General features: G+C 34.9%; 34 protein-coding genes. All 34 read left to right on the top strand.

Annotated elements, in window-relative coordinates; genetic code table 11:
- The first annotated feature begins 59 nt into the window (after positions 1-59).
- The 34 genes from CLFE_RS14830 to CLFE_RS24285 all read left to right on the top strand — a co-directional run bounded on the left by CLFE_RS14830 (position 60) and on the right by CLFE_RS24285 (position 25,867).
- Positions 60-683: a cell division protein ZapA gene (locus CLFE_RS14830; RefSeq protein WP_077835831.1), complete on the top strand. Its 624-nt coding sequence runs from the start codon at positions 60-62 to the stop codon at positions 681-683.
- A 99-nt stretch (positions 684-782) separates the two neighbouring features.
- Complete coding sequence (locus CLFE_RS14825; RefSeq protein WP_077833911.1) at positions 783-1,922, top strand: cysteine desulfurase family protein; 1,140 nt, start codon at positions 783-785, stop codon at positions 1,920-1,922.
- Between the two features lie 22 nt (positions 1,923-1,944).
- Entirely contained in the window at positions 1,945-2,958 is a 1,014-nt protein-coding gene (locus CLFE_RS14820; RefSeq protein ID WP_077892820.1) for a hypothetical protein, read from the top strand.
- A 16-nt stretch (positions 2,959-2,974) separates the two neighbouring features.
- Entirely contained in the window at positions 2,975-3,253 is a 279-nt protein-coding gene (locus CLFE_RS14815) for a putative Se/S carrier protein (protein ID WP_077833909.1), read from the top strand.
- A gap of 119 nt (positions 3,254-3,372) precedes the next feature.
- The gene (locus CLFE_RS14810) at positions 3,373-4,131 is read left to right on the top strand and encodes a glycosyltransferase family 2 protein (protein ID WP_077892821.1); all 759 of its coding nucleotides are present in this window, start codon (positions 3,373-3,375) and stop codon (positions 4,129-4,131) included.
- 24 nt (positions 4,132-4,155) lie between these two features.
- Positions 4,156-5,235 carry a DegT/DnrJ/EryC1/StrS family aminotransferase gene (locus tag CLFE_RS14805; RefSeq protein ID WP_077892822.1) on the top strand — a complete coding sequence of 360 codons (1,080 nt, stop codon included), beginning with the start codon at positions 4,156-4,158 and terminating at the stop codon, positions 5,233-5,235.
- Between the two features lie 5 nt (positions 5,236-5,240).
- Entirely contained in the window at positions 5,241-6,041 is an 801-nt protein-coding gene (locus CLFE_RS14800) for a glycosyltransferase family 2 protein (RefSeq protein ID WP_077892823.1), read from the top strand.
- Between the two features lie 54 nt (positions 6,042-6,095).
- A complete protein-coding gene (locus CLFE_RS14795) occupies positions 6,096-6,815 on the top strand; it encodes a glycosyltransferase family 2 protein (RefSeq protein WP_077892824.1) in 720 nt (239 codons plus the stop codon).
- Complete coding sequence (locus CLFE_RS14790; RefSeq protein ID WP_250944641.1) at positions 6,787-7,674, top strand: glycosyltransferase family 2 protein; 888 nt, start codon at positions 6,787-6,789, stop codon at positions 7,672-7,674. Before CLFE_RS14795 ends, CLFE_RS14790 begins: the two co-directional genes overlap by 29 nt.
- Positions 7,675-7,725: 51 nt before the next feature.
- Positions 7,726-8,265: an acyltransferase gene (locus CLFE_RS14785; RefSeq protein WP_077833903.1), complete on the top strand. Its 540-nt coding sequence runs from the start codon at positions 7,726-7,728 to the stop codon at positions 8,263-8,265.
- A gap of 103 nt (positions 8,266-8,368) precedes the next feature.
- Positions 8,369-8,974 (top strand): hypothetical protein, encoded by a 606-nt coding sequence (locus CLFE_RS14780; protein ID WP_242951575.1) that lies wholly within the window; start codon positions 8,369-8,371, stop codon positions 8,972-8,974.
- Between the two features lie 1,317 nt (positions 8,975-10,291).
- Positions 10,292-11,038 carry an NUMOD3 domain-containing DNA-binding protein gene (locus tag CLFE_RS14775; protein ID WP_077892827.1) on the top strand — a complete coding sequence of 249 codons (747 nt, stop codon included), beginning with the start codon at positions 10,292-10,294 and terminating at the stop codon, positions 11,036-11,038.
- Positions 11,039-11,158: 120 nt separating this feature from the next.
- Positions 11,159-11,836 (top strand): Rha family transcriptional regulator, encoded by a 678-nt coding sequence (locus CLFE_RS14770; protein ID WP_077892828.1) that lies wholly within the window; start codon positions 11,159-11,161, stop codon positions 11,834-11,836.
- 16 nt (positions 11,837-11,852) lie between these two features.
- A complete protein-coding gene (locus CLFE_RS14765) occupies positions 11,853-12,413 on the top strand; it encodes a hypothetical protein (RefSeq protein WP_077892829.1) in 561 nt (186 codons plus the stop codon).
- Positions 12,414-12,430: 17 nt separating this feature from the next.
- On the top strand, positions 12,431-13,111 hold the full coding sequence (locus CLFE_RS14760; protein WP_077892830.1) for a hypothetical protein: 681 nt from the start codon (positions 12,431-12,433) through the stop codon (positions 13,109-13,111).
- Positions 13,112-13,224: 113 nt separating this feature from the next.
- Positions 13,225-13,989, top strand: coding sequence for a P-loop NTPase family protein (locus CLFE_RS14755; RefSeq protein WP_077892831.1), 765 nt, complete (start codon positions 13,225-13,227; stop codon positions 13,987-13,989).
- Between the two features lie 20 nt (positions 13,990-14,009).
- A complete protein-coding gene (locus CLFE_RS14750; protein ID WP_077892832.1) occupies positions 14,010-15,281 on the top strand; it encodes a DnaB-like helicase C-terminal domain-containing protein in 1,272 nt (423 codons plus the stop codon).
- Between the two features lie 12 nt (positions 15,282-15,293).
- Complete coding sequence (locus tag CLFE_RS14745; RefSeq protein ID WP_077892833.1) at positions 15,294-16,247, top strand: toprim domain-containing protein; 954 nt, start codon at positions 15,294-15,296, stop codon at positions 16,245-16,247.
- 169 nt (positions 16,248-16,416) lie between these two features.
- Positions 16,417-17,055, top strand: a complete 639-nt coding sequence (locus tag CLFE_RS14740) for a hypothetical protein (RefSeq protein WP_077892834.1) — start codon at positions 16,417-16,419, stop codon at positions 17,053-17,055.
- Between the two features lie 83 nt (positions 17,056-17,138).
- Positions 17,139-17,462, top strand: a complete 324-nt coding sequence (locus CLFE_RS14735) for a hypothetical protein (RefSeq protein ID WP_077892835.1) — start codon at positions 17,139-17,141, stop codon at positions 17,460-17,462.
- A 31-nt stretch (positions 17,463-17,493) separates the two neighbouring features.
- Positions 17,494-18,174 carry a hypothetical protein gene (locus CLFE_RS14730; RefSeq protein WP_077892836.1) on the top strand — a complete coding sequence of 227 codons (681 nt, stop codon included), beginning with the start codon at positions 17,494-17,496 and terminating at the stop codon, positions 18,172-18,174.
- A gap of 473 nt (positions 18,175-18,647) precedes the next feature.
- On the top strand, positions 18,648-19,139 hold the full coding sequence (locus CLFE_RS14725) for a PD-(D/E)XK nuclease family protein (RefSeq protein ID WP_250944639.1): 492 nt from the start codon (positions 18,648-18,650) through the stop codon (positions 19,137-19,139).
- Between the two features lie 2 nt (positions 19,140-19,141).
- On the top strand, positions 19,142-19,327 hold the full coding sequence (locus tag CLFE_RS14720; RefSeq protein WP_077892838.1) for a hypothetical protein: 186 nt from the start codon (positions 19,142-19,144) through the stop codon (positions 19,325-19,327).
- A 1-nt stretch (position 19,328) separates the two neighbouring features.
- The gene (locus CLFE_RS14715) at positions 19,329-19,865 is read left to right on the top strand and encodes a crossover junction endodeoxyribonuclease RuvC (RefSeq protein ID WP_077892839.1); all 537 of its coding nucleotides are present in this window, start codon (positions 19,329-19,331) and stop codon (positions 19,863-19,865) included.
- A gap of 134 nt (positions 19,866-19,999) precedes the next feature.
- The gene (locus CLFE_RS14710) at positions 20,000-20,554 is read left to right on the top strand and encodes a hypothetical protein (RefSeq protein WP_077892840.1); all 555 of its coding nucleotides are present in this window, start codon (positions 20,000-20,002) and stop codon (positions 20,552-20,554) included.
- A gap of 56 nt (positions 20,555-20,610) precedes the next feature.
- A complete protein-coding gene (locus CLFE_RS14705; protein ID WP_077892841.1) occupies positions 20,611-21,345 on the top strand; it encodes a Mom family adenine methylcarbamoylation protein in 735 nt (244 codons plus the stop codon).
- Between the two features lie 13 nt (positions 21,346-21,358).
- The gene (locus tag CLFE_RS14700; protein WP_077892842.1) at positions 21,359-21,694 is read left to right on the top strand and encodes a hypothetical protein; all 336 of its coding nucleotides are present in this window, start codon (positions 21,359-21,361) and stop codon (positions 21,692-21,694) included.
- 236 nt (positions 21,695-21,930) lie between these two features.
- Entirely contained in the window at positions 21,931-22,095 is a 165-nt protein-coding gene (locus tag CLFE_RS14695; protein WP_169850899.1) for a hypothetical protein, read from the top strand.
- Entirely contained in the window at positions 22,096-22,341 is a 246-nt protein-coding gene (locus tag CLFE_RS14690; RefSeq protein ID WP_077892844.1) for a hypothetical protein, read from the top strand.
- Between the two features lie 15 nt (positions 22,342-22,356).
- Positions 22,357-24,414 carry a ribonucleoside-triphosphate reductase, adenosylcobalamin-dependent gene (gene nrdJ / locus CLFE_RS14685; RefSeq protein WP_077892845.1) on the top strand — a complete coding sequence of 686 codons (2,058 nt, stop codon included), beginning with the start codon at positions 22,357-22,359 and terminating at the stop codon, positions 24,412-24,414.
- A gap of 178 nt (positions 24,415-24,592) precedes the next feature.
- Positions 24,593-25,267, top strand: a complete 675-nt coding sequence (locus tag CLFE_RS14680; RefSeq protein ID WP_242951576.1) for a dCTP deaminase/dUTPase family protein — start codon at positions 24,593-24,595, stop codon at positions 25,265-25,267.
- Positions 25,268-25,444: 177 nt separating this feature from the next.
- Positions 25,445-25,573: a hypothetical protein gene (locus tag CLFE_RS24295; protein WP_284738941.1), complete on the top strand. Its 129-nt coding sequence runs from the start codon at positions 25,445-25,447 to the stop codon at positions 25,571-25,573.
- A 24-nt stretch (positions 25,574-25,597) separates the two neighbouring features.
- Positions 25,598-25,720 carry a hypothetical protein gene (locus tag CLFE_RS24290; protein WP_284738940.1) on the top strand — a complete coding sequence of 41 codons (123 nt, stop codon included), beginning with the start codon at positions 25,598-25,600 and terminating at the stop codon, positions 25,718-25,720.
- Positions 25,721-25,738: 18 nt separating this feature from the next.
- A complete protein-coding gene (locus CLFE_RS24285; RefSeq protein ID WP_284738939.1) occupies positions 25,739-25,867 on the top strand; it encodes a hypothetical protein in 129 nt (42 codons plus the stop codon).
- Positions 25,868-25,914 lie beyond the last annotated feature (47 nt).

The raw sequence follows: 25,914 nt of genomic DNA, 5'->3' as shown, positions 1-25,914 counted from the left end.
TCAAATATCATATAAAAAACAAATAGACAATGTACATATAAAACTAAGAGGGTGTTTATATGAATATAATTACCATAACAATAAACGGAATGGAATATAATTTAAAAGGTGAAGAAAAAGAAGAATACCTTAGAACTGTTGGAAATTATGTGGATAAAAAAATTAAAAATATTTTAGGTAATAATGAAAGATTAAGTACATCGGATGCGGCGATATTAACAGCGCTTAATGTTACAGATGATATGTTCAAGCTTAGCAATGAAAATGAAAGATTAGCTGATAGCATGGAACTTATGGAAAAGAAAATTGCAGCACTTGAAGAGATTCAAAGAAAACTCGAATCTGAAATGGAAAATGTAAATAGTAGGAATGAAGAACTTTTAAAGAACATAGAAGAAGCAAAAAATAATGTTTCAAGCGAAGAAGTATCTCATTTAGTAGAACAAATAAATGTTCTTAAGCTTGAAAATATTAAGATAAAAGATGAAAGTAAAAGTCACATTGATAGTGAAGAAAAATATAAAAAAGAAAATAAGGCATTAAGGTTTAATATACATACTTTAAAATATAAAATAATAGATCTTGAAAATAAGTTTCTAGAAAATCAAATTAGTTTAGCTAAGGCCAAAAAAGAAGTTGTTGAGGTATTAAATAATAATCCAAAATCAAAGAATGTTAAATAAAATCCCGTTCAGTAATGAATGGGATTTTTACTTTATTATAATATAATTACATAAGCTATCATAAAATATTATAAGTAATTATTTTAGGAGATTTAATTTATGATATATCTTGATAATTCAGCAACAACTTTTCCTAAGCCAAAGAATGTTTATGATGATGTTATGGATTGTATGAAGAACTATGCAGCTAATCCAGGAAGAGGATCTTATGATATGGCTATAAAGGCGGCTCATAAGGTTACAGAGACCAGAGAAGCAATAGCTAAACTATTTAATATTTCAGATTTGTTTAATGTTATATTTACATCTAGTGCGACGGAAGCTTTAAATATAGGTATAAAAGGCTTTTTAAAAAGAAGAGATCATGTAATAACCACATATATGGAACATAATTCTGTATTAAGACCTATAAGTTATTTGAAGAAAAGGGGGATCGAGGTAAGTATTGTAAAGGCTGATCAATATGGCTTTGTAAATCCTCAAACTATCGAAGGAATGATTAAAGATAATACAAAATTAATTGTAATAAATCATGTATCTAATGTTACAGGAACAATACAAAATATAGATGAAATAGGAGAGATAGCACATAAAAATGGAATAAGTTTTATGGTAGATGCAGCGCAAAGTGCAGGGGTTTTAAATATCGATGTTGAAAAAAGTAATATAGATATGTTGGCTTTTGCGGGGCATAAAGGACTTTTTGGACCTCAAGGCACAGGTGCACTTTATATAAGAGAGGGGATAAAGCTTACGGAATTTAAAAGTGGAGGAACTGGGAGTAATTCATTTTCTGTTGAGCAGCCTGAATTCTTACCAGATAGATTTGAAAGTGGTACATTAAATACTCCAGGTATTGTAGGAATGAATGCGGGAATAAATTTTATAAATAGTATTGGAATAAGAAACATTGCAAAACATGAAATGGAACTAACTAGATATCTTATATCAAACTTAAAAAATAAAGATTATGTTAAACTTTATGGACCAGAACTAAATAATAGAGGAGCTGTGGTTTCTTTTAATATAGATGGAATTGACAGTTCGGATGTAGCAGCTATTTTAAACGTAAAAGGCATTTGTGTCAGGAATGGGTACCATTGTGCACCACTAGTTCATGAAATTATTGGTACAAAGAATAAGGGCACCGTAAGAGTAAGTCCAGGATATTTTAATACAATAGAAGATATTGACAAGTTAATTGAGGCTTTAATTGAAATAAATAAAGGAAAGATATAAGAAAGTTTTAAGAGGTGACGTTATGGATGATCTTGAAAAGTGGGTAAAAGATTATTCTGAAAAAAATGGATTGAAATATCAAGAGACTATATTTAAGGCATTGAAATTTTACAAAAAATTTGTGGAAGAAGGAAAATCAGAATACTATGATTTAGGAAAAAAATTAAATGAATTTATTAAAGAAAATCAAAATACTCTTTTTAAAAAAGAAACTTCAACAATTAGTATAGAGAGAAATAAAGAAAAAGGATTACTTCAAACTGAGGTTTTAGAAGATGTTGATAAAAAAGAGAGGTATTTAAAAAGTATTGATAATATAAGTTCAAATCTTATAAACATAATATTAAGTGAAAATACAGTAATACTAAAAATTTATGATAGCGATAAAGTTGTTGCATCAGGAGTAATTAGTTTTGAGAATTTAGCTGAAAGTGGAGCTAAGTATGTATTTGTACATTATATAAGAATATCCAGTGGAGATTACAGAAAAATATATCCTATGATAGAAAAGAAAATAGAAAGTGTGGCTGAAAAGTTTGGAGCACATAGAATTGATAGAGTAATAAGTAGTGAAGCAATTAATAGCTTTAAAAATCTTGGATACAATGAAGTGTATAAAAATTATTATTTAAGAATAAAAACAGATAAAAGAAATTATAATTTAGGTGAATATGAAAAAGTGTCAAGGCATAGTGTGGGTAGTAAATATGTACCTATTTTTAAAATGTGTCCTGACAGATTTCAAATACAAAATGCAATGAACAGACTATATAGATTTACAACAGAAAAAGGAAGATTTTATGCTCAAATATCTATAAAAGATAGCAATGCTTCAGCTAAATTATATTTTGATAGAAGCAAACTGGGTAAAGTAGAATATACTAAAAGTGTATATTACACATTGATAAAGTATTTTAATAAAGCAAATGTAAAAAATCTATATACATTAATGGATCAAAGGCATATTAATGTAGTAGGGAGTATAGACAGCGCCCGTAAAATAAAAGAGTGGGTTTGGATTCGAAAACTCCTCTAATTAAGAGGTGAGGAGAATGAAAACAAAAGATCTACAAAATGAATACTTGGTAGTTTTTAAATCTCAAAATCATGCTGTGTATATTTATGGTAAATTAAATGATAAGAAAATTAAGACTAAGATAATACAAACACCATGCTCAATATCAACTTCATGTACACATAGTGTGAAGTTTACCGATGAAATTAAGGAAGCAGTAATAAATGAAATAAAAAGTAATAGTATAGCAGTAAAGGGATTATATAAAATAGAAAGAAATGGTACAAAAAAAACCTATAGAAGAATTGAATTCTAATGTATAAGAGATTTCACTTTTTAGTGAAATCTCTTATTTTAATTGAAATTATTATATGTAACCTGTAGTTTTCAATGTACATATAATAATTAAGTAAGTAATAAAGTAGAAGAGGTACTATGAAATTTAATATAGATAGGGAAAAAAAGATAATTATAAAAAATAGAATTAATTATGAAAAAGTTTATAAACCTGGAGTATCTATAATAGTCTGTACAAATAAGATAAAGTACCTTGAAAACATATTTGATAATTATTCTAGATTGAGTTATAACAAAAAAGAAATGATAATAATATTAAACAAAATGAATTTAAGTATTAATGAGTATAAAAAGAAGGCAAAATTATTTTCTGATGTGAAAATAGTTAAAAAATCAGAAAAGATTACTCTTGGGGAATGTTTGAATTATGGAGTGAAAATTTCTAAATATAATTATATATTGAAGATGGACGATGATGATTATTACGGAGAGAACTATATCTTAGATGAAATTATATCACTTATTTATTCTAAGGCTAGTGTTGTTGGAAAGGCATCTTTTTTTGTATATTATGAAGGATATAATAAACTTCAATTAATGTATCCTGAAGGAAATGAAAAATATATACCTAATATAGCAGGGTCTACATTACTTATTAAAAAAAATGTTTTTAGCAAGGTGAAATTTAGAAATGTTAGTCTAGCAGAGGATGCAATGTTTGTAGAAGACTGTTTTAAAAATGGGATTAAAATATATTCAGGCAATAGATTTAATTATATATATTTTAAACACAAGAGTACAGGTGATCATACATGGAAAATAAGCGCTGAAGATTTAATGAAAGTAACGAAAAATATAGGAAGCTTTAAGAATTATATTTCAATTGTAACAATTTAATCTAAATTATTTAAGGAGGATAATATGATAAATGTAACTAAAACTTACCTTCCTCCATTTGATAAATATGCTGATTATATAAAAAAAATATTTAACACGGGTATTGTAACGAACAATGGTGAGATGGTAACAAGATTAGAAAAAAGACTTCAGAAGTATTTGGGAGTAAAAAATATTGTTCTTGTTCAAAGTGGAACCTTAGCACTTCAAATTGCATATAAAATTTTAAATATAAAAGAAGAAATAATAACAACGCCATTTTCATTTGTTGCAACAACAAGCAGTTTATTATGGGAAGGGCTTATCCCTATATTTGTTGATATAGATAAAGATAGTTTTAATATAGATATAAATTTAATTGAAAAAAACATTACAGAAAGAACCTCTGCTATAGTACCAGTACATGTTTTTGGAAATAGTTGTGATATTGATAGCATATATAAATTAGCGAAAAGAAAACATCTAAAAGTGATTTATGATGCAGCTCATGCCTTTGGTATTAAATATAAGGATAAGAGTATATTGTCTTATGGAGATGTATCAATATTAAGTTTTCATGCAACCAAAGTATTTCATACAATAGAAGGTGGAGCTCTTGCAATAAATGATGATAAATTATACGAAAGAGCAGTTCTTGCTAGAAATTTTGGAATAAAGAGTGAAGAAATTATAAAAGGCATAGGAATAAACGCAAAAATGAACGAATTTGAAGCTGCTATGGGATTATGCGTTTTAGATGATATAGATGAGATAATTAAGAGTAGAAAAAGAGTATATGAAAATTACGTTAATTATATAAAAGGTAATGTTAAATTTCAACTGCATAATAGAAATAGTACATTAAATTATAGCTATATGCCTATTGTATTTGAAAGCGAAAAATTACTTAAAAAGGTTCTAAAAGCTCTATTAAACGAAGGGGTAAAGCCTAGGAGATATTTTTATCCATGCCTAGCTAATCTGGATTATGTAGAAACAAGTAGAATGTGTATAGCAGAAGATATAAGTAAAAGAATTTTGTGTTTACCACTGTATGATTCTTTAAAAAGTGCTGAGCAGATTAAAATAATAGATACAATAAATAAGGTTATAAAATTAGGGTGATAAGTGTGAATAGTGATATAAAGATTAAAGTAAGTGTCTTAATTATAACATATAATCAATCTAGGTTTATAGAAAAAGCAATTAAAAGTGCACTGCTTCAAAAAACTACATTTAAATATGAAATTATAGTAATGGATGACTCATCTAAAGATGGTACTTTAAATATAGCTAATAAGTATAGAGAGAAGTATCCAGATCAAATAAAAGTATTTTCTAATATTAATAACTTAGGGATAACTAAAAATTATAAAGAAGGTTTTAAAAAATGTACAGGTGAGTATATAGCAATTCTTGAGGGAGATGATTATTGGATAAGTAAAAGAAAACTTCAGCTGGAAAGCGATTTTTTAGATAGACATACAGGATATTCTGCTGTCTTCAATAGATTTGTTGTATATAATACGATTTATAATACAAAACAAACTCAAGCTTGGAATAACAGTTTTTCTTATGAAACTATAACAACCAAAAAACTCACGTTAGGTAATGTAATAGGTAATTTTTCAGCATGTATGTATAGAAAAGTATGTGTAAATAAGCTTAAGGAAAGTCTTTACGATATGGTTGTGTATGATTGGATGTTTAATATAGCAATATCAGAAAAAGGACCAATAGCATATCTTCCTCAAATATGTTCAGTTTATAGGGTACATTCAAAGGGAAAATGGTCAGGTAAAAGTGAAAGAAGTAAAATTTTAATGACTTTAAAGCTTATAGATAAATATAATAAATTTTTAGGATTTAAATATGATAATAATTTTAAAATAGTAAAAAAGGTTATATATAATGAACTTATAAAGTCTTGAATATATTAATGCAGTATTTTCAACATTTACACAAATTTTTAGGGGGATACCAAAGTGAAAACAAGTATAATAATACTCACATATAATAATTTTTTATATTCTAAAAAGTGTATAGAAAGTATAAGAAAGTACACAAAAAGATCGGCTTACGAAATAATTGTTGTTGATAATAATTCTAAGGATGAAACAAAGAATTGGTTAAGCAGACAAAAGGATATAAAAAAAATATATAATAGTACTAATTTGGGATTCCCTAAAGGTTGTAATCTTGGAATTAAAGCTGCATCTGGTAGTGAAATGCTTTTCTTAAATAATGATGTTGTAGTAGCAGAGAATTGGCTTTCAAATTTAAAAAAATGTTTGTATAGTAACAGTGAAATAGGAGCAGTAGGTCCAGTTACCAATAGGTGTTCAGGTATACAACAAATAAATGTAAAATATAATTCATTAGTTGAAATGCATGAGTTTTCGAAAAAATATAATATATCAAACAGTAGAAAGTGGATTAAAACAGATAAATTAGTTGGATTTTGTATACTTATAAAAAGAGTTGTAATGGAGAAAGTGGGATTGTTTGATGAAAGATTTACACCAGGAAATTTTGAAGATGACGATTATTGTCTTAGAATAAGTAGAAAAGGATATAGGCTTTTTATTTGCAGAGATACCTTTATCCATCATTATGGATGTGTATCTTTCGGAAACTATGGATATGGGAAATTAATTAGAACTAATAAAATAAAATTTGAAAAAAAGTGGGGAAAGAGAATGTAAGTATTTTTTAGCGAATATAAAAGGGTGGTGTGAAGTGAAGGATGAACCCAAAGTAAGTATACTTATACCTACTTTTAATAGACCAAAGTTTTTAAATAAATCTTTAATGAGTGCAGTTATGCAAAGTTATAAAAATATTGAAATTGTAATATGTGATGATAGTACAAATTATGAGAGTAAACAAGTTGTAAGTAAGTATATGAAAAGGTATAAGAATATAAGATATTATTTTAATAATGGTCCGCTTGGAAAATTCGGATTAAATAATATGAATAGATGTTATAAACTTTCAAAGGGAAAATATATTAATTTTTTAAATGATGATGATAAGTTTCATGAAAATAAAATAATGAAAATGGTAGAGTGTATTCAAAGCTATAAAAATATATCGCTTGTTACATCTCATAGAGGTATTATTGATAAAAATGATAAAGTACTTAGAGATATAAATGCAACTAAAAGAATAAAATATGTTAATAGACCAATAAGTGGGAGGGAAGTTGCAAGAACTATTTTTAGTCGTGGTAATTTTATTGGGGAACCCACGACAGTATTGTTTAAAAAGGAGCATATCAAGAAATTTGGGAGGCTCTGGGGTAAGCAGTTTTGTGCGCTTGTAGATATAGCAGCATGGCTTCAACTATTATCCAAAGGGAGATTTATTTACTTATCGGATACGTTAAGTTATTTTAGAATTCACGATAAGCAAAATACAAACAAAAGTAGTATAACGAGGATGTTTTCTATAGAATGGAAAGAACTAAATTATTATGCTTATAAAATTGGGATAATTAATACCAATGAATATAAGCAATTTCTTATTCAATGGAAGGGGGAGCATAGTAATATTAAGGCATAAACGTAAAAAGCTGAAGATATTATATGTAAGAATTAAGAAAGAGGCTAAATTATGAATTTTAAAAGTATAGGTAAAAATGTAATTATATATGGAAAGACTAAAATAACTTTTCCCGAAAATGTTGAAATAGGAAATAATGTTATAATAGATGATTTTGTTTTTATAAATTCTAAAAAGAGTATAAAAATAGGAAACAATGTTCATATAGCTAGTTTTGTAAGTATAACAGGAAATGAAAATTTTATAATGGAGGATTTTACATCACTAGCAACGGGAACCAAGATAATTACAAGTACAGATGATTATGCCAATTCATATCTTACTAATCCAACAGTACCAGATGAATTTAAAAATGTATACTCAGCACCAATTATCTTAAAAAAATTTTCCACAGTAGGTGCAAATACTGTAATATTACCAGGAGCTACTTTAAGTGAGGGCACATATATAGGTGCAAATAGTTTAATAAAGTGTAATGCCATAACAGAACCATTTTCACTTTATGTAGGGTCGCCTATAAAAAAAATAAAAGACCTAAATTCAGAAAAGATATTTAATCTTGAGAAAAAATATTTAAAAGAATATAGGTAAAAAGTAATCACAATTTTTTGCTATCTTCATATTATAGATAATGTAATATAAATATTTGTCATGTTGTGAGCATGTTTGTAATTGAATACAGGGAGGTATTACAATGGCTATTAGTGATACTAGTGGAAAGGCTAAGCAAGAATGTATTATAGCTAATAAAGTTTATGATCAATGCAGGCAGCAAGATTGTATAGAAAAATTAGCATATGACAGTGTAACTGGCCAGCCAATTAATCCACCAAGTGATGCAGCAGCAGTAGTTATAGTTGCAAATAGTTTTTCAATAGGAAGTATATTACTGGTAAATAAATCGGAAAATCCTTTTAGAAGGGGATATTACGATATTGAACTTAAATTTACGTTTTTGTATACATTACAGTTTAGGAATAGTGTTGGAACTGTTATTTCAACTGTACCAGCAAGCAGCATATTCAATAAAAAAGTTACATTATTTGGCTCCATAGGAGCAACCGTTAACGTATTTACAGATTTAGTTAACAGTAATTTTAGCAATCTTCAAGCAGCTCCTTTTGTTTTATCAGAAGCAAATGGGTATCCTCTAGATGCTAATTTAAGTTATACTATTCCAGTTGTAAGTAGCGGAGATGCAGCACCTGTAGCAAATGCAGTCGCTGTAGGTACAAAAAAGGTACATATAAAGCACACCAAACATACCATTTATCTTTTTACATATAGGCTACACACCTAAAAGAGCGAACCCGCCAAAGTCGCTCTTTTTTTCTGCTCTTTATATCCTTTTGCCCACTTACTTACAGAGTTGGTCATAGGCATAATTTGCCACCGCCTTAACTTCTGCCCTTCTATCTACCAACGCCAAGGTCAACGCACTTTCAAAAGTTAAAAGGTAATCGCGTTCCACTTCCTTGTATTCTATATCTTTACGCCATACGTACCCACGAATTGCGTTATTTATCCAGTTATAAAAATAGATTGGGTTTGTATACCCTAACGTATTATACAGTTCCCTTGCACTAACAGTATAACAGTCTTTACTGCCATGCCCACTATACAGTAATTGCCATAAATATATAGTGTCCACCTTTGTTGTGCTAACCCTTTTCTCTACCATGTCTAACGCTCCTTTATCCTGTATTTGCCCTTCGGCTGTTTTACTGCCCTTCGCTGTATATGTGTTAACTGCTAGGGAGCTGTGACAAGGGTCAGCCCGAAAACTTATTTCTTTTTATAACGCCCATACACACCCTTAAAACTGAATAAAAGTCCTATGGGTCTAGTGAACAGAAAAAACGTCTATACGGGGCTAATAAGTGGGCTAAAATAGCTAAAGGGGGTTGGACACTCATTGCATATTTACACACCAGATATAAACACCTAAAAAGGGTATAACATGGAGGGGTATGCCTGTTAACAGTTTGTTCATAGAAGATGGTCAAAGGCTTGGTAGTGCTATCTCTATTAAACCGGTAATTGGTGAAATTGCGGGTAAATGGGTACCCGAACACCTATTGCAGAATATGCGTAAAGTACTGTGGGATAACGGTTATACAGCAGTAGCGAGGGGTATACAGTAAAGGTTACGTTATTACAGTATTTAAAGAGAGAAAAGAGAGAGAAGAATAAGAGATATAGAGAGTTAGTTACACTCTGTTTCACTGTTTAACAGAAAATGCTCGCCTATTTGCTGTTATATCAGTACTTGTAGCGTTAAAAACCATCTTGTAAAACCATCTTTCGCCAGACCACTCAAAGTGTAGTTTTACGTGAATTCTTTATTTCTGTGGCTCACCTATTTACACCGTTATAAGTAATTGTTATAAAGGCTTTCAACTTCTTCTGTAATTTTACCCCTAACCATCTTTTGCTCTATTTATATATGCAGTTATACCGTTAAAAGACCAAATACATAGTGTGCGTGAAAAGACCGCCCACTGGCTTACGCCCTATCTCTTGTAACTAACAAAATAATCCACAAAAATATAACGTCACAACTGCATAGCTGTTTAACTCATTTCTGTATATACGCAAAACTAAAGGGGGAACAGAGATGGGAAAAGGTACAGATGTCCACAGCGCAAATTTGGCGAGCGGTGATATTCAAGGGGTACAAGAGGCAGAAGAACAGAGCAAAAGGGAAGAACTAGAACTAGAAACTGGACTTATCTATATGGCTGTAAACAAAGTAAATGGGAAGTGTTACGTTGGACAAACTAGAAAGGGGTTTCACGAAAGGCAAAAGAAACATCGATATGACGCTACCGTACAGAAACTTGACTATAAGTTCTATCGTGCAATTCGCAAATATGGTTGGGAAGGCTTTACATGGCAGATATTAGAAGACCAGATTCCATTGTTACTACTGAATTACAAGGAGTGCTTCTATATCTACCGTTATGGTAGTTTTACAAATGGGTATAACAGCACCAGTGGAGGAGATACAGGAATGGAAGTTTGTGAAGCTACAAAGCAGAAGATTTCAGAAGCACAGAAAGGGGAAAAGAACCCTATGTATGGTAGGACTGGTGATAAGTGCCCTAGTTATGGGAGGACTGGCGAAAAGCACCCCTTTTATGGTAAGTCCCACAGCGAAGCTACAAAGCAGAAACTATGTAAACCCGTCCTACAGCTAGACAAAAAGACAGGGGCAGTAATAGCAGAATTTCCAAGCATGATGGACGCAGAAAGGCAGACAGGAATATACAATGGTAATATAGTCAAGGTGTGCAGGGGAAAACAAAAGTCAGCAGGTGGCTACTGTTGGCAGTACAAAGAAGCCGAAGGACAAGAAGAATAACTCATTTTTATATACACCCTACAGTTACTTATTTAAGAAGGGGCAAAAACCATTTGTCACAAGTTAAAAGTTATTTACAAATATAGAGCGTAACACAAAAATACTAGGGGGAAAATAAAAATGAGCGTAAATAAAGAAAAGAGTACATTAGTATATTTCAGCGACAAGGACTTCATGAAAACTGACATTATATGTAATACAAAGATTATAACAGAAGAGTTTAATAAAGAGCATAAGACAGTCTTAAGAGATGTTAAGAATCTAATAGAAAAGGTTGAAAGCATTGAAAACAGTGAGTTACGAGGACAGTACAAATTTGTACCCTCCTATTATGTTAGCAAGCAGGGCAAGAAACTCCCAATGTATGAACTAAACTTTGAAGCTTTTATGTTAGTAACAATGTCATACACTACACAAAAAGCTATGGAAATTAAGTCAATATTTATCTACGAATTTAATAGAATGAGGGCGGAATTATCAGCAATTAGAATTGCAAGACGTGAGGGTATTGATATTAGAAATGACATGACAGACGCTATACAAGAACATTTAGATACTGCCAAAAATAAGTATCTGTACGCAAATTATACTGATATGGTCTATAAGGTGCTGTTTGGCAAGACTACTACACATATGAAAGTAGAATTAGGACTTATAAAAAGGGATAATCTGCGAAACCACTTACAGAAAGAGCAGTTAGAACAGTTAAAGAAAGTTGAGAAGGAAGTAGCTGTTTTTATAGAGTTTGGTTATAGCTTCAAAGAAATAAGAAAGATGTTAGAAAAGAAATACAATTAAGCGGGAGGGGTCACATATGTTAGCCAAGTTATTTATAGTTTGTGGTAGTTTCTTTTTTCTGTTTATGGTGGTCAGTTTTGTGTATGATTTGTTTGACCTTGACGAAATATTTACAGCTAAAGGAAGGCAAAAGCGACTACAGCGGAAACAAAAGAAACAAAAAGAATTACAGAAAGAGCGGGTTCTAGAACTACTAATAAAACTAGATAATGTACGTGGGGAGTGCCAGTATAGTCAGCAGTACTTTAAAGATAGTTTAGCTTCTATTTACTACAAGTATAATGACATATGCGGGGAAGACGGATACACAGAATTAGCCAGTAACCGGGTCAATTGTATGCTAACGATAATAGACGGTTACAAGGAAAGTGATATAAACTGGCAGGAAAATGAAAGTGTTCGTGATGTTGTGCAGGTTACTAAACAGTTTTTATCAGAAATTCGTAAGGTTCAATTAGATAATGAAAGAAAAATTCAGCAAGAAATGAACGCCTTTATGGATAACAAGGTTAAGGATTTCTTGGAAACGTCAACCATTATGTTACAGGATTTTAAACAGTACAACCAATCTAATTAATAAAGGAGCGATAGCCAATGAGCGCAAAAAAGAATATAAACGCTAATCCAGAAAAATACAGCAATATCCAGTACAAGGAGGGTCACTTTATAATTCACCGTGAGGTATTTGCAAAGCTTAAGCCAATCCATTCACAGCTTTTAACGCTGATACTAAACAGCATGAACGCCGAAGGGCAGTCTATTATTTCTTTAGCTACACTTGGAAAACACATAGGATATTCGGAAAGTAGAACGTCATTATTTGTAAATGAATTGTTAGAAATGGAAGTTAACGGACGCCCCATCATATACCGTACTAAAACCCACATTAACGGTGGACAACAAAGCCTATATACTTGCACTGCCTTTATACCTGCCGAACCAACACTAACCCCTAAAGACGCCTTGCTGTTGTTTGCAGAAGAATATAAAAAGGAATTCGGTGTTGACTACAAGATAAATTGGGCTAGGGACACCCGCATGGTGAAAAGGTTATTTACGATTTGTACAGAAGAACAGCTACGCAATATAATCACGGTAAGCGTACAACAATACCGTAAAAGGTGGGCTTCACCACAGTACCCAACACCTACTATCGGGGCTATGTGTTCATGGATTTACAAACAAGCTATCGAATTAGCAACCAAAGAAGAAGCGTTAACAGCTAGAAGAAGGAAGTTTGAGGACTTTACTTTACCGGAAGACTTTACCTTATAGGAGCGGAAAATAACCGCTCTTTATTTTTTTTTGCCCTTTTGTCTACGAAGCTGTCACAATTACTTTTTTGTTTACCCATATAAGTAAGAAGGATTGGAAGGGGGCGTTAGCCAATGGGAGAAGCAATTAGCGTCAGACAAGACTGTAAATTTAAACGTGATTGTAAAAGGTTTAAAAGTGGGAAATGTGACCAATACTGTTATCCTTACACACTTATGCATGGGTTAAACGGTAAGGGTGGGTTTTGGGGTTTATCGAATGTGCCAGTAGCTTACAGGGATTGTCTAGTGGATAACTTACCAATAAAGGACAGTAACCCTCAAATATATAAGGCGGTAGTGTTGTATATCGGAAATGTATTGCAGAAGGTACAGGAATCCGGAAGGGGAATTTTCTTTGTTGGGGACACAGGGACAGGCAAGACTACCACCGCCATAACCATACTAAACGAGTACTTGGTGGCACGGGTTAAACAGCATTTGACTAGTGACTATAAGGTGACTACGAACCCTGTATTTTTCGCTAGAATGGCAGAATTTCAAAACTTATATAACAGCCAATTTCGAGGCAGCCAAGACCAACAGATAACCAACTCCGACCGTTATTATGCATATAAAGACGTGCTAACCAAGACTGAATTGCTAGTAATAGATGATGTGGCAATGCGTGGACTTACAGAGGGCTTTCAAAATGAATTGTACGAAATAATTGACCACCGCGTCATAAACCGCTTAACCACTATATTTACAGCAAATGTGATGTATAACGAAATGGTCGAATTTCTAGGTGAAAGAATAGTGTCCAGAATAAAAGGACTTGCCGGAAAACCTATAGTGTTCAAGGGAAATGACTACCGCGAATCCGGGTTATTTAGTTAAAGGGGAAAGGAGCGTCAGATATGGAAGATAGATTGTTAAGCAAAATCATAGACACCGAAGACATACAAAGCATACGCGGAGGTAGTTTAAGCCCGTCAGACTTCTATTCACAACAGGAAGCTTACCTATTTATCAAGGAATATATACAGACTTATGGTGAAACCCCAGAAGCAGAAACAGTGGCAAGGGAATGTACTACTTTTAATTATGTTCCTAGTGTGCCGGACAAATTGGACTATCTTATATCAGAAGTTAAGAACGCAACAGCGAAAAGAAAAGCCTACGAACTGCTCCAACAGCAAGCGGGTGTGCAATTCAGCAAACTAAAGGGAAGGGATTTCGTAGAATGGCTGTCTGAACAGGCTAATACCCTAAAAGAAGCCTTTAGCACCGTTGAAGCTAACGCAGTAAATTACGCAACCAATGGACAAGAAAGAGCCAGCCAGTACCTAAATTATAAAGAAAATAAAGACAGCATATTTATTCCAACACCCTTTAGTACCTTGAATAACTGGTTAGGTGGTGGAGCTGAACTTGGGGACTATATTCTGTTACACGCCTACACTAACAGAGGTAAGTCTTGGATAGCTTCACAGTTTGGTCTAACAGCATGGAAGAATGGAAATGGTGTTCTGTACTATTCACCAGAATTAACCCTTAAACAGCAACAAGACCGATTCGACACGTTAAACGGACACTTCACTAATAAGGAACTAAAAAGTGGAAGCCTTTCGGGGAACAATGAAGCCCGTTATCTACAGTACTTGGATGGATTTAACAGCACTACAAACGAAACCCCCCTATTAGTTAAGACTATGGGAGAACTGCCGAAGGGACTAGATTTGTCTGTTATAGAAGGGGACTTACTACGAAATCCTACAGTAAAATTTGTTGTTATAGATGGGTTTAACCTTATTTCCCACGGAACAGCTAAAGGACAGTCAAACCGCGATAGCATGGGAAACACTTCAAGAAAATTAAGACAGTTATTCGCTAGGCATAAGGTAGTGGGACTAGTAGTGGCACAGACACCAACCAGTGCTGAAAAAGAGAATAAAGTGGCAGATGATGAAGGGCAAAGAATGGTTAAATGTCCAGAACTTCACCAGTATTCAGAAACTGTAGCCTTGATTCAAGACCCAAGTGTGATACTGACTTTTGACGCTGTAGACGGTGTTGGCGGTCTTAAGTTAGTTAAAAGTAGAACACCTTATGTAGGCAGTCAACTAGAGCTTCATACGGACTTTAATGCGGGCTATATTACAGAAACTACAACCGTTGATTACTTTTAAGGAGGAAACAGCATGGCTGAATTAACCGTAAATAACCACTTTTTAGATATAGATGTAATGGAAGAATTAGAGCAGTTTAATTGGACACATGCAGAAGTAAAGGGGAATAAGTTTATAGCCTGTTCTCCTTTTCGTGAAGAGCGCCGTCCCTCCTTTGCTGTTAATTTAGAAAATGGGACTTTTAAAGATAGTGGGGCAGTTGACCCTACATACTTAAAAGGCAACCTAGTAATCCTATTAGCCTTTTTAAGACAGGAAGGGTACGAAGATACAGAAAGCTATTTGGTAGAGAAATACGCCCTTATTTTAGCTGATACAGAAGCCCTACAACTACACCTAGACTTACACGGTGAAAAAGAAGCACCTACAGTATTTACGAAACAGCAACTATCACATTTATATACAGATAAGTGCGGATACTTAATAGGACGTGGAATTTCTGACGAAGTTCAGGAGTTATTTGGTATTGGATATGACCCTGTGAATAAAGCAATAGCTATGCCGTGGTATAACAGCAGGGGGCAGATTGTGAATGTAAAGTATAGAAGTATAGAACGTAAATCCTTCTTTTACCAGAAGCAGGGGCAACCGGTAAAGGACTACGTATACGGTCTTTACCAATGCAAGCTAAAGGGTGCTAAATGTGTATATATCTGTGAGTCGGAAATAGACGCTCTTTACTTGTGGACACATGGAATTCCCGCAGTAGCTACAGGGGGAAGTAACTTAACTAAAGAACAGCACAGGCAGTTAATCGCATTGGGCGTGGAAACATTTATAGTTGCTACAGATAATGACCAAGTTGGAAGAAGATTCGCCAGCACCATTCATCAAGCCCTTTTACCGTTTAGTCAAGTAATGCGTTTCCAGTTCCCGGAAGATAAGAAGGATATTAACGAGCTGTCCCCGGAACAATTGCAAGAATATTCTGTGAAATCTATACCAATTACGCCAAGCTTTTTATAGCGTAAGACTCATTACCAAGACAGGTAGGCGAGCCTTAAGTTACCATAATGTTATCGTTTACATACCCTTAAATATAAATTATACTCGGAGCATAAACAAATTAACGAATTAGGGTATACCGGAGAACGGAGCACCTAAATAAAATAAAAAACTAATGGAGGAATGTAAAATGGCAAAAATGATTAATAAGGTGAACGAATTAGCTTCAAGTTTAGCAAATGGGGGATTAACAGATAAGGACTATGCGGAAACGTACAGGCAACTAGTAGAAGAAATGCACCAAGTAGCAGTAAATAGGGTACAGTATGCGTTCAACACAAAGGGGTTATACGGTTACAACGTGGACTTTAACGACTACTTATCTATTGCCTTATATGAGGGGATAAATGACGCGTTAGAAGGATATGACAGCACTAAAGGGGACTTTGTGGCAAGGTATAAGTACCTAGTAGGAGGCAGAATTTCCAACCAGTTTAGAAAGGATTTTGCACAGAAGAACAGCGGTAATTGCAAGGCTAGTAGCGTAAACCTACTAATAGAAACTACAAACTTTGATGTGGTGGACGAAGGAGCAGAAATAGACCAAGGGCTACACCAAAACACACTTGATTCACACATTAAAGAATTCGTACAAACTGATAAATATGGACAAGTTGTTGAAATATTACTTAACTGTGAAGGACAAGCAGAAAAAAATTCTGAATTCTCTGAATATTTCGGCAAATTTGAAGCTAGAGAAAGAAAGATTGTACAAAGAACCAGAGAAAGATTTGCAGAATTTTTACTTGATAAAGGATATGACTTATAAAAACTGTGTCACAATCCGTAAATTTCTTACTCATATATATGTAAGGGAAATTAGTAAAAACTAAAAACAAGGAGGAGTTACAAATGGGGATTAATGAAAACCTAGCTTTGGATATAACGATTAACGGTATTACGGACATATTGGACTTTATTAACAAGATAGTTGAGACAGATTATGTGAACAGTGATACGACAACCTTAACTTTAGAGGACGCACTACCCGCAGTTAAAGCCCTGCTAAACATGGGTCACTTAACTACAGAAATTACAGGACATAAAGATGTGGAAGATATTTTAACTGACTTATTTGGTGATATGTACAATAATAGTACACTAAACGCGGTAGCCAACATAATCTCAACTTTCATAATAGCTGATGATTTAAATTTAATAGATTACAATAACTAACCAAATAACTAACTTAAGGAGGAATAATTATATGGGATTAATTAACGCTAAAGGTAACGAGATCAATTTTGAGGGTAAAGTGGATTTAAAGAAAGTATTCATCAGACTAAAGGAAAACCAAGCAATAAAAGTAAGGGTATTGGGTCTTACCGATTACGTTGAATATAAGGCTCACAGTGATTTCGGTAACAAAGTTTATACACAGCCATGCATTGAGCCACTAGATAAAGAATGTCCACTATGTGTTGCGTCCAAGTCTGGTGTTGAAGGGTTTGACGGACTTTATGTGAAAAAACGCTATCTTTTTGCATTGGGCGACCTTGAAACTGGCGAGATTAGGGTGTGGGATTGCAGTAAATCACAAGCAAAGTCACTTATAGCACAGATAAAGGACTATGCGGACGATATAGGCGAAACAGCTTTCAACTTCAAAAGAACAGGAAATAAGACCGAAACTAGCTACACGTTAAACCCGATTCTTAAGTTAAAGGGTGAAGATAAGGAAAAGTTTAGTAAGTTTGATGGCGTTGAGGTTTCTGATAGTTTCTTTGAAAGTGTTTTACAGCCAAGACCAGAGCAGATTATGTTGGAGGTACTAGATGACGCGGGATTCCCTATGCAAGACTATTTCCCAACGTATAGAAGGTCTGAACCTACGCCAGCACAAGGCGGACAAGCTACAGACGGTGGGGACGACCTAATAATAATGTAAGGATATAAGTAAGACTAACTGGTGGGTTAACGTTTTGCCCACCTTATTTTTATATAGGGAGCGTGAAAGGTATGGGACTAGTTAAAAGAACGGATTTGTCAGCAGAATTAACCGAATCAGATAGTAAAAGAGCTAGGGAATTAAGCAAGGCTTTAACCAAACAATTTAACGATTTCCACAGTAAAGATAGATGGGCAGTTATAGGCGTTGAAAAGATACTGTTAAGACAGAAGCAAGCCGAAATTAGAGGCATGGAACAGGGAAGGCGTGTAAGACCACACAAATATATCTTTAGCCCTTCGGGTGTTAGTAAATGCTCTAGGGAGTTATGGTATAAGGCAACAGGTGAAAAACCAGTAGAAGACCGACAACCTTACCACAGACGTTGGACACGAAATAGTACCGCAATACATGAAGCTACCCAACGTGACCTATTAACTATGTCATTAATGCCGGAAAAACCCGCTTTTACTGTGCAGTTTAACAATGATGGTCTACCTATGTGGGAAGAAACAGTAAAGTCACATAAGCTGTTTAATCACAATGGCGTTGAATTCGCTATCTTGGGAATGATGGACGGTATTTTACAGTATAAAGACGGTTCAACAATAGGCTTTGAATACAAGACCAAAAGTAACAGCGTGGCACAGGTTGGTAATTACAAACTAAAAGAGCCTATGTCTTACCACAAAGAGCAGTGTACCGCATATTCACTACTATTCGGTATGGACGAGTTTATGCTAATGTATGAAGCTATTGCCAAAGACGGTTGGACAAAAGGAGCAGAAGCTAGAGCAGACTTTAAAGTGTTTTACCATAAGGTTACAAAGGAAGACCAAACAGCCTTACTGGACAAACTGGCTAATGTTGTTAAGGCAATCGAAAGCAAGGCACTTCCACAAATGCAGATAGATAAATGTTTGATGTGTGGTTATAAAGATATATGCAGAAAGGCGGGGGAATAGATATGGGTGATGTGCTGTTATTACTGTTAGGAATCATTGTGGGTTTTCTGTTTAATTTAGGTGTAGTTATGTTAGTGTTTATACTTGCGGGAATATCCTTTACCCCATTACAGGCGGTTATTGTACTTGTTTTGCTTGGTTTATATGGTTACGTGATTGACGGTTTTGGTAAGGGGGACAAGAAATAAGATGGCAGGTAAAGGGAAAAAGAAGCAAATAAAACGGATTTTAGCTATGGACTTGTCAATGAACTTGCCGGGTTTTGCCGTATTAGATATAGCCAACGGAAAGGTCGTAATAAGGGAAACTAGCTACGTAGACAATAAAACAGGCGATAAGGTCAAATTGTCTTATGCGGAAAAACTAAACCGTATTGCAATGGAAATGGCTAGAATATTCACAGATTATCCAGACATTGACGCTGTAGTTAGGGAAAAGGGGTTTTATAGATTCGCAGGAATAACACAAGTACTATTTAGGGTTGTCGGTGTGTCTGACCTTTTAGTCTATCAACATACCGGTGTTACTACTATTGATGAACTGCCACCAACTACCGTAAAAAGAATAGTAGCGGGTGATGGTAGGGCAGATAAAAAGGACGTGGAAGTAGGCGTAAGGGAGCATTTAACACCTATGCAAAAAGACTATACCTTCTACAGTGATGATGTGTCAGACGCTGTAGCGGTTGGTATTGCGTGGTTTCTAAAACATGGGTATATAGACTAGATTAAGTTAGAAAGAGCGGTATAAACTACTGCTCTTTTTTCTTGCTCTTTTTTACCTACATAGTGTCACAGCACCCCCAATTATTTACTCATATAGACAAGTAAGTAAATACCACAAAAACGGAGGGGTTAAAAATGTTGGATATAAGGGTAAATGAGGAACAGATACTGTATGTAAAGGAACTTTTAAAAACTGCTAATTTTGGTAGAAGACCTAACGGGGATTTTAACGGTACACATGACATGCAATTAGTGGGAATTCTGTCCCAAACTGTAGTAGCTGACTTATTAAAGGTAGCAAGACCGGTGGACAACGGAAAATCTGACGGTGGTGTTGACTTCATCTTAAACGGACAGACTATTGACCTAAAATCTATGACTAGGCACGTGCCAATGCGTGATGATTTTGTACATAACTTATACGGTGGACAAGCACATTTTAACACTGACTTATTACTGTTTTCCAGTTATAACAAGACCACTAATGTATTGACTGTTTGTGGTTACATTGCCAAAGCTGATTTCCTTAAGAAAGCCCAATTTTATAAAGAAGGAACAGTTCGCAAAATGGGCAAAGACAAAGAGTTCAAAGTTAGGGGTAAACAAGGTAATTACGAAATAAGTCAAGCCGAACTACTGCCAATAAATACCGTTGAAGAACTTTTTAATATAGGTGTCACAACAGTATAACAGTTAACACATTTAGATTGAGCAAACAAAAACTAAAGCGGGGTGAGGTGCTAGTTATGGAGAAGACTACAGAAAATAAGACCTACTACATGCAGAAAATAGACAGTAAAACAGCCAACACACTAGTCAAGCAGTACCATTACAGCCACAAGGTAGTGTCCAACAGCAAACTACATCTAGGGGTGTTCAGTAAGAATACAACAGCGCTAATGGGTGTTCTATCTTTTGGTTATCCAATGAACCCAAAGTCAACACCACAGAAAATAGTAAAGGGTTCGACCCACAATGAAATGTACGAATTAAACAGAATGGCAATGACTGATATTGCCCCGAAGTTTTCAGAAAGTCAAGCGATTGGACTAGCTGTGAAATGGCTAAAGCGCTACCAACCAGAAATAAAGTGGCTGCTATCCTTCAGTGATGGGAAAGAAGGGAATGTCGGAACAATATACCAAGCTACTAATTGGGACTATCTAGGCTACAAGATAAGTGACAGCTTCTTCCAACTAGACGACCAACTTTTGCACAATGTACAGATATGGCACAGGTTCAAGGAAGGTAAGCCAGAAGTCAACACCATGCAAGAACTGTATAAGCACTTTAATAACGTTAAAAAGATAAAGTCAAGACAGCACATTTACGTATTTAACCTAACTAAAGGGCATTTACCATACAGGTTAGAGCTTCACCCGTACCCAAAAAAGGAAAATGAACCACGAATTGTACAGGAAATCATCTATAAAGAAAATGGCGTCATACTACCTAAAAAGCAAGTCAGAAAATATATATAGGAGGGTTAAATATATGGTTAATATGGTACAAAATAAGCAGTTCTGCAAAGTAAACGAAAGAGAAGCAATGTATATCCAAATACTAGCAAGTACAGGGGTTAGCAAGTCACTAATTGCTGAAAGGTTTAACTATAAAATGATGGACGTGATAAATGTGTTAAGGGCAAATAGTTTCAGCCATGTTACAGGCTTGTTAAATCCACATATAACAGAAGAGGAATTGACTGTCGGAGCGTTCTTCTTAAAAAAGGGACTGGCTTACAGACATGTAGCAGAAATTACCGGAATAGACGCCAATAAGATACGCAATATAAGGGGTTATTTAACCTATAAGGGGGAATTAGTATGAGGTGTATAAACAGGACTTGCGCGTCAAATGACCCGGAATACAACAGCAAATGCGACCAATGTACAAACGGTAGTCACTATACAGAAGTAAAGCGTTGTACTGTCTGTGGTGAAAAGATACTTACAGACTACTACAGCTATTATATAAGTGAAGATACTGGCGAGATATACTGTTCTGTGGAATGTGCGTTAAAAGCCGGACATGTCTCGCTAGTAGATTAAGGGAGGGGCTGTATTATGGACTATAGAAAGTGTGCACACTATCAATGTAAAAACTGTGAGTACTGCTGTGAAGAGGATTTTTGTAGCGTAGTTGGGTACTGTCCCTGCTGTTCTTGTGATGAAAACTGTAGCCGAAGTACTATAAGAAGTAACTATAAAAAGATAGGGGAGGACAAATAAATGGCAAAAACTGATTATATTATAGAGAATAAAGAAATAGGAAGATTAGATGTGGGTGACGTGATAATTGATATAAATGACCGTGTATATCTTTTAATAGAAAACGCCCAAGTTAACTATGAACTGATAAACGTAGAAAATATGGAAAGTATCGGCGAATGGGACTGTTTAGCTGACGTAAGGGACGAGATAAAAATAAAAAGGGTAGTGTCCGGCGAAAAGATAATCATAACAGGATTAAACTAAAGGGGGAATAACAGTATGGATAAAAGTAACAACGTAAAGTTAAGTAACGAGTTCCTAAAACAGTATCCAGATTACCCAGAAGCTATGTCGGATATTGGCAGATTCACATATCTTCGCACTTATTCCCGTTGGTTAGAAGGGGAGAAAAGGCGCGAAACTTGGAAGGAAACTGTAGCAAGGGCGGTACAATATAACTGTAATACTGTGGAAGGTGGGGCAGATACAGAAGAAGCAGAAGCACTATTTGATGTTGTGTTTAACTTAAAGGGTTTCTTATCTGGTCGTACACTGTGGATAGGCGGAACAGAAGCAGTCGAAAAGCACGCTCTTGCAAACTTTAATTGTAGTGCTGTAGTACTGGATAGCTTTGAAAAACTGTCCGAATTATTTTACGCCTTGATGTGTGGAACTGGTGTAGGGTTTAGGGCTATGCAGGAAGACGTTGAGTATCTGCCTAAAATGCGTAAATTAAGAAATGTGGAACATATGCCGTATATTGCTAGAAGTAAAGAAAATAGACTTGAAAGCACTAGTTTGGAATTCTATAAAGACATGGCTATAATTCGCATTGGGGATAGTAAAGAGGGTTGGATTCAGTCCCTACGCTTCTTTTTTAACATAATAACTAGGAAGGAATACAGCTACATCAACGAAATACTATTTAACTATGACAGCGTAAGACCAAAGGGCGAGCGCCTACATGCTTTCGGTGGAACAGCTTCTGGACACGGTAGCCTACTAAACATGTATAAGAAAATGACGGAAATAATTAACCGTGACAATACGGGTTCAAGGGCAGTCACTACTTTAGATATGTTGGATTTTGCCACTATAATTGCTGAAAATGTTGTTGTAGGTGGCGTGAGAAGGTCAGCGGAAATCGGTCTTATAGGTGCAGATGATAAGGCATGTATAGAAGCAAAAAGTCAATTGTACACACAGGATAAAAGCGGTAATTGGGGGATAAATAACGAGATCTCACACAGAAGGAACAGTAATAACACGATTATCCATTGGGAAAAACCAAGTAAGAACTTTTGGCACTGGCAGTTGGAACAAATGCGTTATTCTGGTGAGCCGGGATTCTATAATGGTGAACATGCCCGAAAACGTAAGCCTAACTTCAAAGTAACCAACCCTTGCGCCGAAGTTTTACTAGATGATAGACAGACATGTAATCTTGTAACTACGAATGTAATGGCTCATGTAAAAGATGGTGTATTAGACGTGACAGACCTAGAACGTACCCACGCTTTACTTACTAGAGCCTCATACAGACTTACTTGTATTGAATTAGAACTATCTGAATGGGACAAGATGTTGCACCGTGATAGACTGCTAGGCGTATCACTAACAGGGTGGCAAGACATGGTTAACGCTGTAGGGTTAGACAAGAACATGCAAGCGTCAATATTAAGGCTGTTACGTAGCAAGGCTAGGGAATCAGCGGACTTTTTATCAGATGGGTTGGGGCTTAATCGTTCTGAACTGGTCACCACAGTAAAGCCAGAAGGAACCCTATCTTTACTACCTACAGTTTCAAGCGGTCTGCACTTTAGCCACAGCGGGTATTACATTAGAAGGATAAGAATAAACGCAGATGACGCACTTGTTAAGGTTTGTAAATTGTTAGGCTACCCTATTTATCCAGAAGTGGGACAGGAAATGGAAACAGCCAACACGTTAGTAATAGAATTCCCTGTAAAAGCACCGCAAGGCAGAACTAAATTTAATGTGTCAGCTATTGAACAACTAGAAACATATAAGCTATTCATGGAAAACTATGTTGACCACAACGCAAGTATAACTGTTTCTGTTAGGGAAAATGAATGGGCAGAAGTGGAACAGTGGGTTTATGATAATTGGGATAGTTGTGTGGGTATCAGTTTCCTTTCATTGGACGACAGCTACTACCAACTACTGCCATACGAAGCCATAACAAAGGAAGAATACGAAAAAAGAGCGAAAGATATGTTGCCTATAGACAGTGAATTGTTAAAGTACTTTGAAAATGGCGCCGATTTCGATATTGGTAATGAAGGGTGTGAAGGCGGTTTATGCCCAATCAGATAAATAGATAAAACTCACAAAGAGCGGGATAAGCTACATAAAACCCGCTCTATTTTTTTGCACTTTTCTATACTTTTTAGGCTGACGCTTTTCTACGAAGTTGTCACAGCTCCGTAGCAGTTAACACATATAAGTGTAAGGTAACAGCAACAACCAACCAAAATTAAAGGAGGGCTTATGTATGGAAAGGGAACTAGCTAGAGGCACGGGAGTATGGAAAGTATGTAAGGACTGTTTTTACAGGTATAAGGATAATAACCCCGGGGGATTATGTTTAGCTTGCAATAGGGGTGGCGAATGTTTTAAGAGGGAAAGGAACAGGGGATTTGAGCCAGTCAAGGCAGATATGAAGGCATACCCGACAGACATTTCGCAAGTACCTTTAAGGGGGACTAAAACCTCCGCCGGTTATGACTTCTTTGTTGCCGAGGACTTGATAATCTACCCACAACAGAAGGCTATCTTTAAAACTGACGTAAAGGCATATATGCAAAAAGATGAGGTACTGCTTATTGTCCCAAGAAGTTCTACAGGCTTTAAACATAACCTAATGTTACTTAATGGTACCGGCGTAATAGATAGTGATTTCTACGGTAACGCTGAAAATGATGGGAACATTGGTATAGGACTATTTAACTACAGACCCGCAATTGAAGTGGTCGGCGAAACAACAGTTTTGGACATTCACGGATACAGGTATGCAATGCCGTTATTAAAAAACCTAAAGGAAGAAAATGCGGTAGTCCTAAAAAAGGGGGACAGAATAGCACAGGGAATATTTGTTAAGTATCTTGAAGCTGACGGAATAAGTAGCAATACGGAAAGAACAGGGGGTATAGGAAGTAGTGGGAAATAAAGGGTATAAGTACAGGTTTAAGCTGATACGAAGGTTGCATAATAGTCGGGAAATGGTTTACTACTTGTACGACCGCAAAATTAACAAATTGGTCTATGTTTCAGAAGAGAACTTCAAGATGTTAATACAACTTGGGGACGTTAAACCAACATTTATTTACCGAGGGGAGGTTTACTAATGGGGGCTTTTATATGCTTCTTATTAACACTTGCTTTTACTGCTATTTCCTTAATGGTGGTTGCTATGGGAATTACCTTTTTTTTCACACTGGCTATAAAAGCAGTTACTTATTTATTCAAGAAGTGATTATCTAACGAGGGGGATTAAGTTATGTGGGTGGCGCATTTCGCCGGGGAAAGGGCTTCTAGTAAGGGGGAGAGATTACTGTGTGACATAGTATACGTTGTAGCAATGATAGGTGCTCCTGTATGTGCTTTATTCTTTATTCATTAGGGAAAGGTGGAGAATCCAATGTTTAAAGCAGTTTTATTGGTTCTGTTTACGTGGTTGATGGTGGCTAGGGTAGTGCATGGTGTGGAAAAAATGTGTGAAAGTGTAAAGAATGAAGAAAAAGAAAAGGAGGACAAGCAAAAATGTTAATTAGAATGTTATGTATAGCGTTGGTTTTACTTATGGGGATAGTGAAC

The sequence above is a fragment of the Clostridium felsineum DSM 794 genome (assembly GCF_002006355.2).
GTDB classification, from domain to species: Bacteria; Bacillota; Clostridia; order Clostridiales; family Clostridiaceae; genus Clostridium_S; species Clostridium_S felsineum.
Note: the sequence above shows the minus strand (reverse complement) of the source record. Positions and strands in the feature narration are given on the sequence as shown.

Coding starts and splice junctions, on each gene's coding strand:
- CLFE_RS14740 (WP_077892834.1), top strand. CDS start 16,417: ATGGCAAAAATGATTAATAAGGTGAACGAATTAGCTTCAAGTTTAGCA.
- CLFE_RS24285 (WP_284738939.1), top strand. CDS start 25,739: ATGTTTAAAGCAGTTTTATTGGTTCTGTTTACGTGGTTGATGGTGGCT.
- CLFE_RS14695 (WP_169850899.1), top strand. CDS start 21,931: ATGGACTATAGAAAGTGTGCACACTATCAATGTAAAAACTGTGAGTAC.
- CLFE_RS24290 (WP_284738940.1), top strand. CDS start 25,598: ATGTGGGTGGCGCATTTCGCCGGGGAAAGGGCTTCTAGTAAGGGGGAG.
- nrdJ (WP_077892845.1), top strand. CDS start 22,357: ATGGATAAAAGTAACAACGTAAAGTTAAGTAACGAGTTCCTAAAACAG.
- CLFE_RS14680 (WP_242951576.1), top strand. CDS start 24,593: ATGGAAAGGGAACTAGCTAGAGGCACGGGAGTATGGAAAGTATGTAAG.
- CLFE_RS14720 (WP_077892838.1), top strand. CDS start 19,142: ATGGGTGATGTGCTGTTATTACTGTTAGGAATCATTGTGGGTTTTCTG.
- CLFE_RS14815 (WP_077833909.1), top strand. CDS start 2,975: ATGAAAACAAAAGATCTACAAAATGAATACTTGGTAGTTTTTAAATCT.
- CLFE_RS14735 (WP_077892835.1), top strand. CDS start 17,139: ATGGGGATTAATGAAAACCTAGCTTTGGATATAACGATTAACGGTATT.
- CLFE_RS14820 (WP_077892820.1), top strand. CDS start 1,945: ATGGATGATCTTGAAAAGTGGGTAAAAGATTATTCTGAAAAAAATGGA.
- CLFE_RS14690 (WP_077892844.1), top strand. CDS start 22,096: ATGGCAAAAACTGATTATATTATAGAGAATAAAGAAATAGGAAGATTA.
- CLFE_RS14785 (WP_077833903.1), top strand. CDS start 7,726: ATGAATTTTAAAAGTATAGGTAAAAATGTAATTATATATGGAAAGACT.
- CLFE_RS14765 (WP_077892829.1), top strand. CDS start 11,853: ATGTTAGCCAAGTTATTTATAGTTTGTGGTAGTTTCTTTTTTCTGTTT.
- CLFE_RS14775 (WP_077892827.1), top strand. CDS start 10,292: ATGGGAAAAGGTACAGATGTCCACAGCGCAAATTTGGCGAGCGGTGAT.
- CLFE_RS24295 (WP_284738941.1), top strand. CDS start 25,445: ATGGGGGCTTTTATATGCTTCTTATTAACACTTGCTTTTACTGCTATT.
- CLFE_RS14745 (WP_077892833.1), top strand. CDS start 15,294: ATGGCTGAATTAACCGTAAATAACCACTTTTTAGATATAGATGTAATG.
- CLFE_RS14830 (WP_077835831.1), top strand. CDS start 60: ATGAATATAATTACCATAACAATAAACGGAATGGAATATAATTTAAAA.
- CLFE_RS14730 (WP_077892836.1), top strand. CDS start 17,494: ATGGGATTAATTAACGCTAAAGGTAACGAGATCAATTTTGAGGGTAAA.
- CLFE_RS14810 (WP_077892821.1), top strand. CDS start 3,373: ATGAAATTTAATATAGATAGGGAAAAAAAGATAATTATAAAAAATAGA.
- CLFE_RS14805 (WP_077892822.1), top strand. CDS start 4,156: ATGATAAATGTAACTAAAACTTACCTTCCTCCATTTGATAAATATGCT.
- CLFE_RS14700 (WP_077892842.1), top strand. CDS start 21,359: ATGGTTAATATGGTACAAAATAAGCAGTTCTGCAAAGTAAACGAAAGA.
- CLFE_RS14760 (WP_077892830.1), top strand. CDS start 12,431: ATGAGCGCAAAAAAGAATATAAACGCTAATCCAGAAAAATACAGCAAT.
- CLFE_RS14825 (WP_077833911.1), top strand. CDS start 783: ATGATATATCTTGATAATTCAGCAACAACTTTTCCTAAGCCAAAGAAT.
- CLFE_RS14710 (WP_077892840.1), top strand. CDS start 20,000: ATGTTGGATATAAGGGTAAATGAGGAACAGATACTGTATGTAAAGGAA.
- CLFE_RS14755 (WP_077892831.1), top strand. CDS start 13,225: ATGGGAGAAGCAATTAGCGTCAGACAAGACTGTAAATTTAAACGTGAT.
- CLFE_RS14705 (WP_077892841.1), top strand. CDS start 20,611: ATGGAGAAGACTACAGAAAATAAGACCTACTACATGCAGAAAATAGAC.
- CLFE_RS14750 (WP_077892832.1), top strand. CDS start 14,010: ATGGAAGATAGATTGTTAAGCAAAATCATAGACACCGAAGACATACAA.
- CLFE_RS14770 (WP_077892828.1), top strand. CDS start 11,159: ATGAGCGTAAATAAAGAAAAGAGTACATTAGTATATTTCAGCGACAAG.
- CLFE_RS14780 (WP_242951575.1), top strand. CDS start 8,369: ATGGCTATTAGTGATACTAGTGGAAAGGCTAAGCAAGAATGTATTATA.
- CLFE_RS14715 (WP_077892839.1), top strand. CDS start 19,329: ATGGCAGGTAAAGGGAAAAAGAAGCAAATAAAACGGATTTTAGCTATG.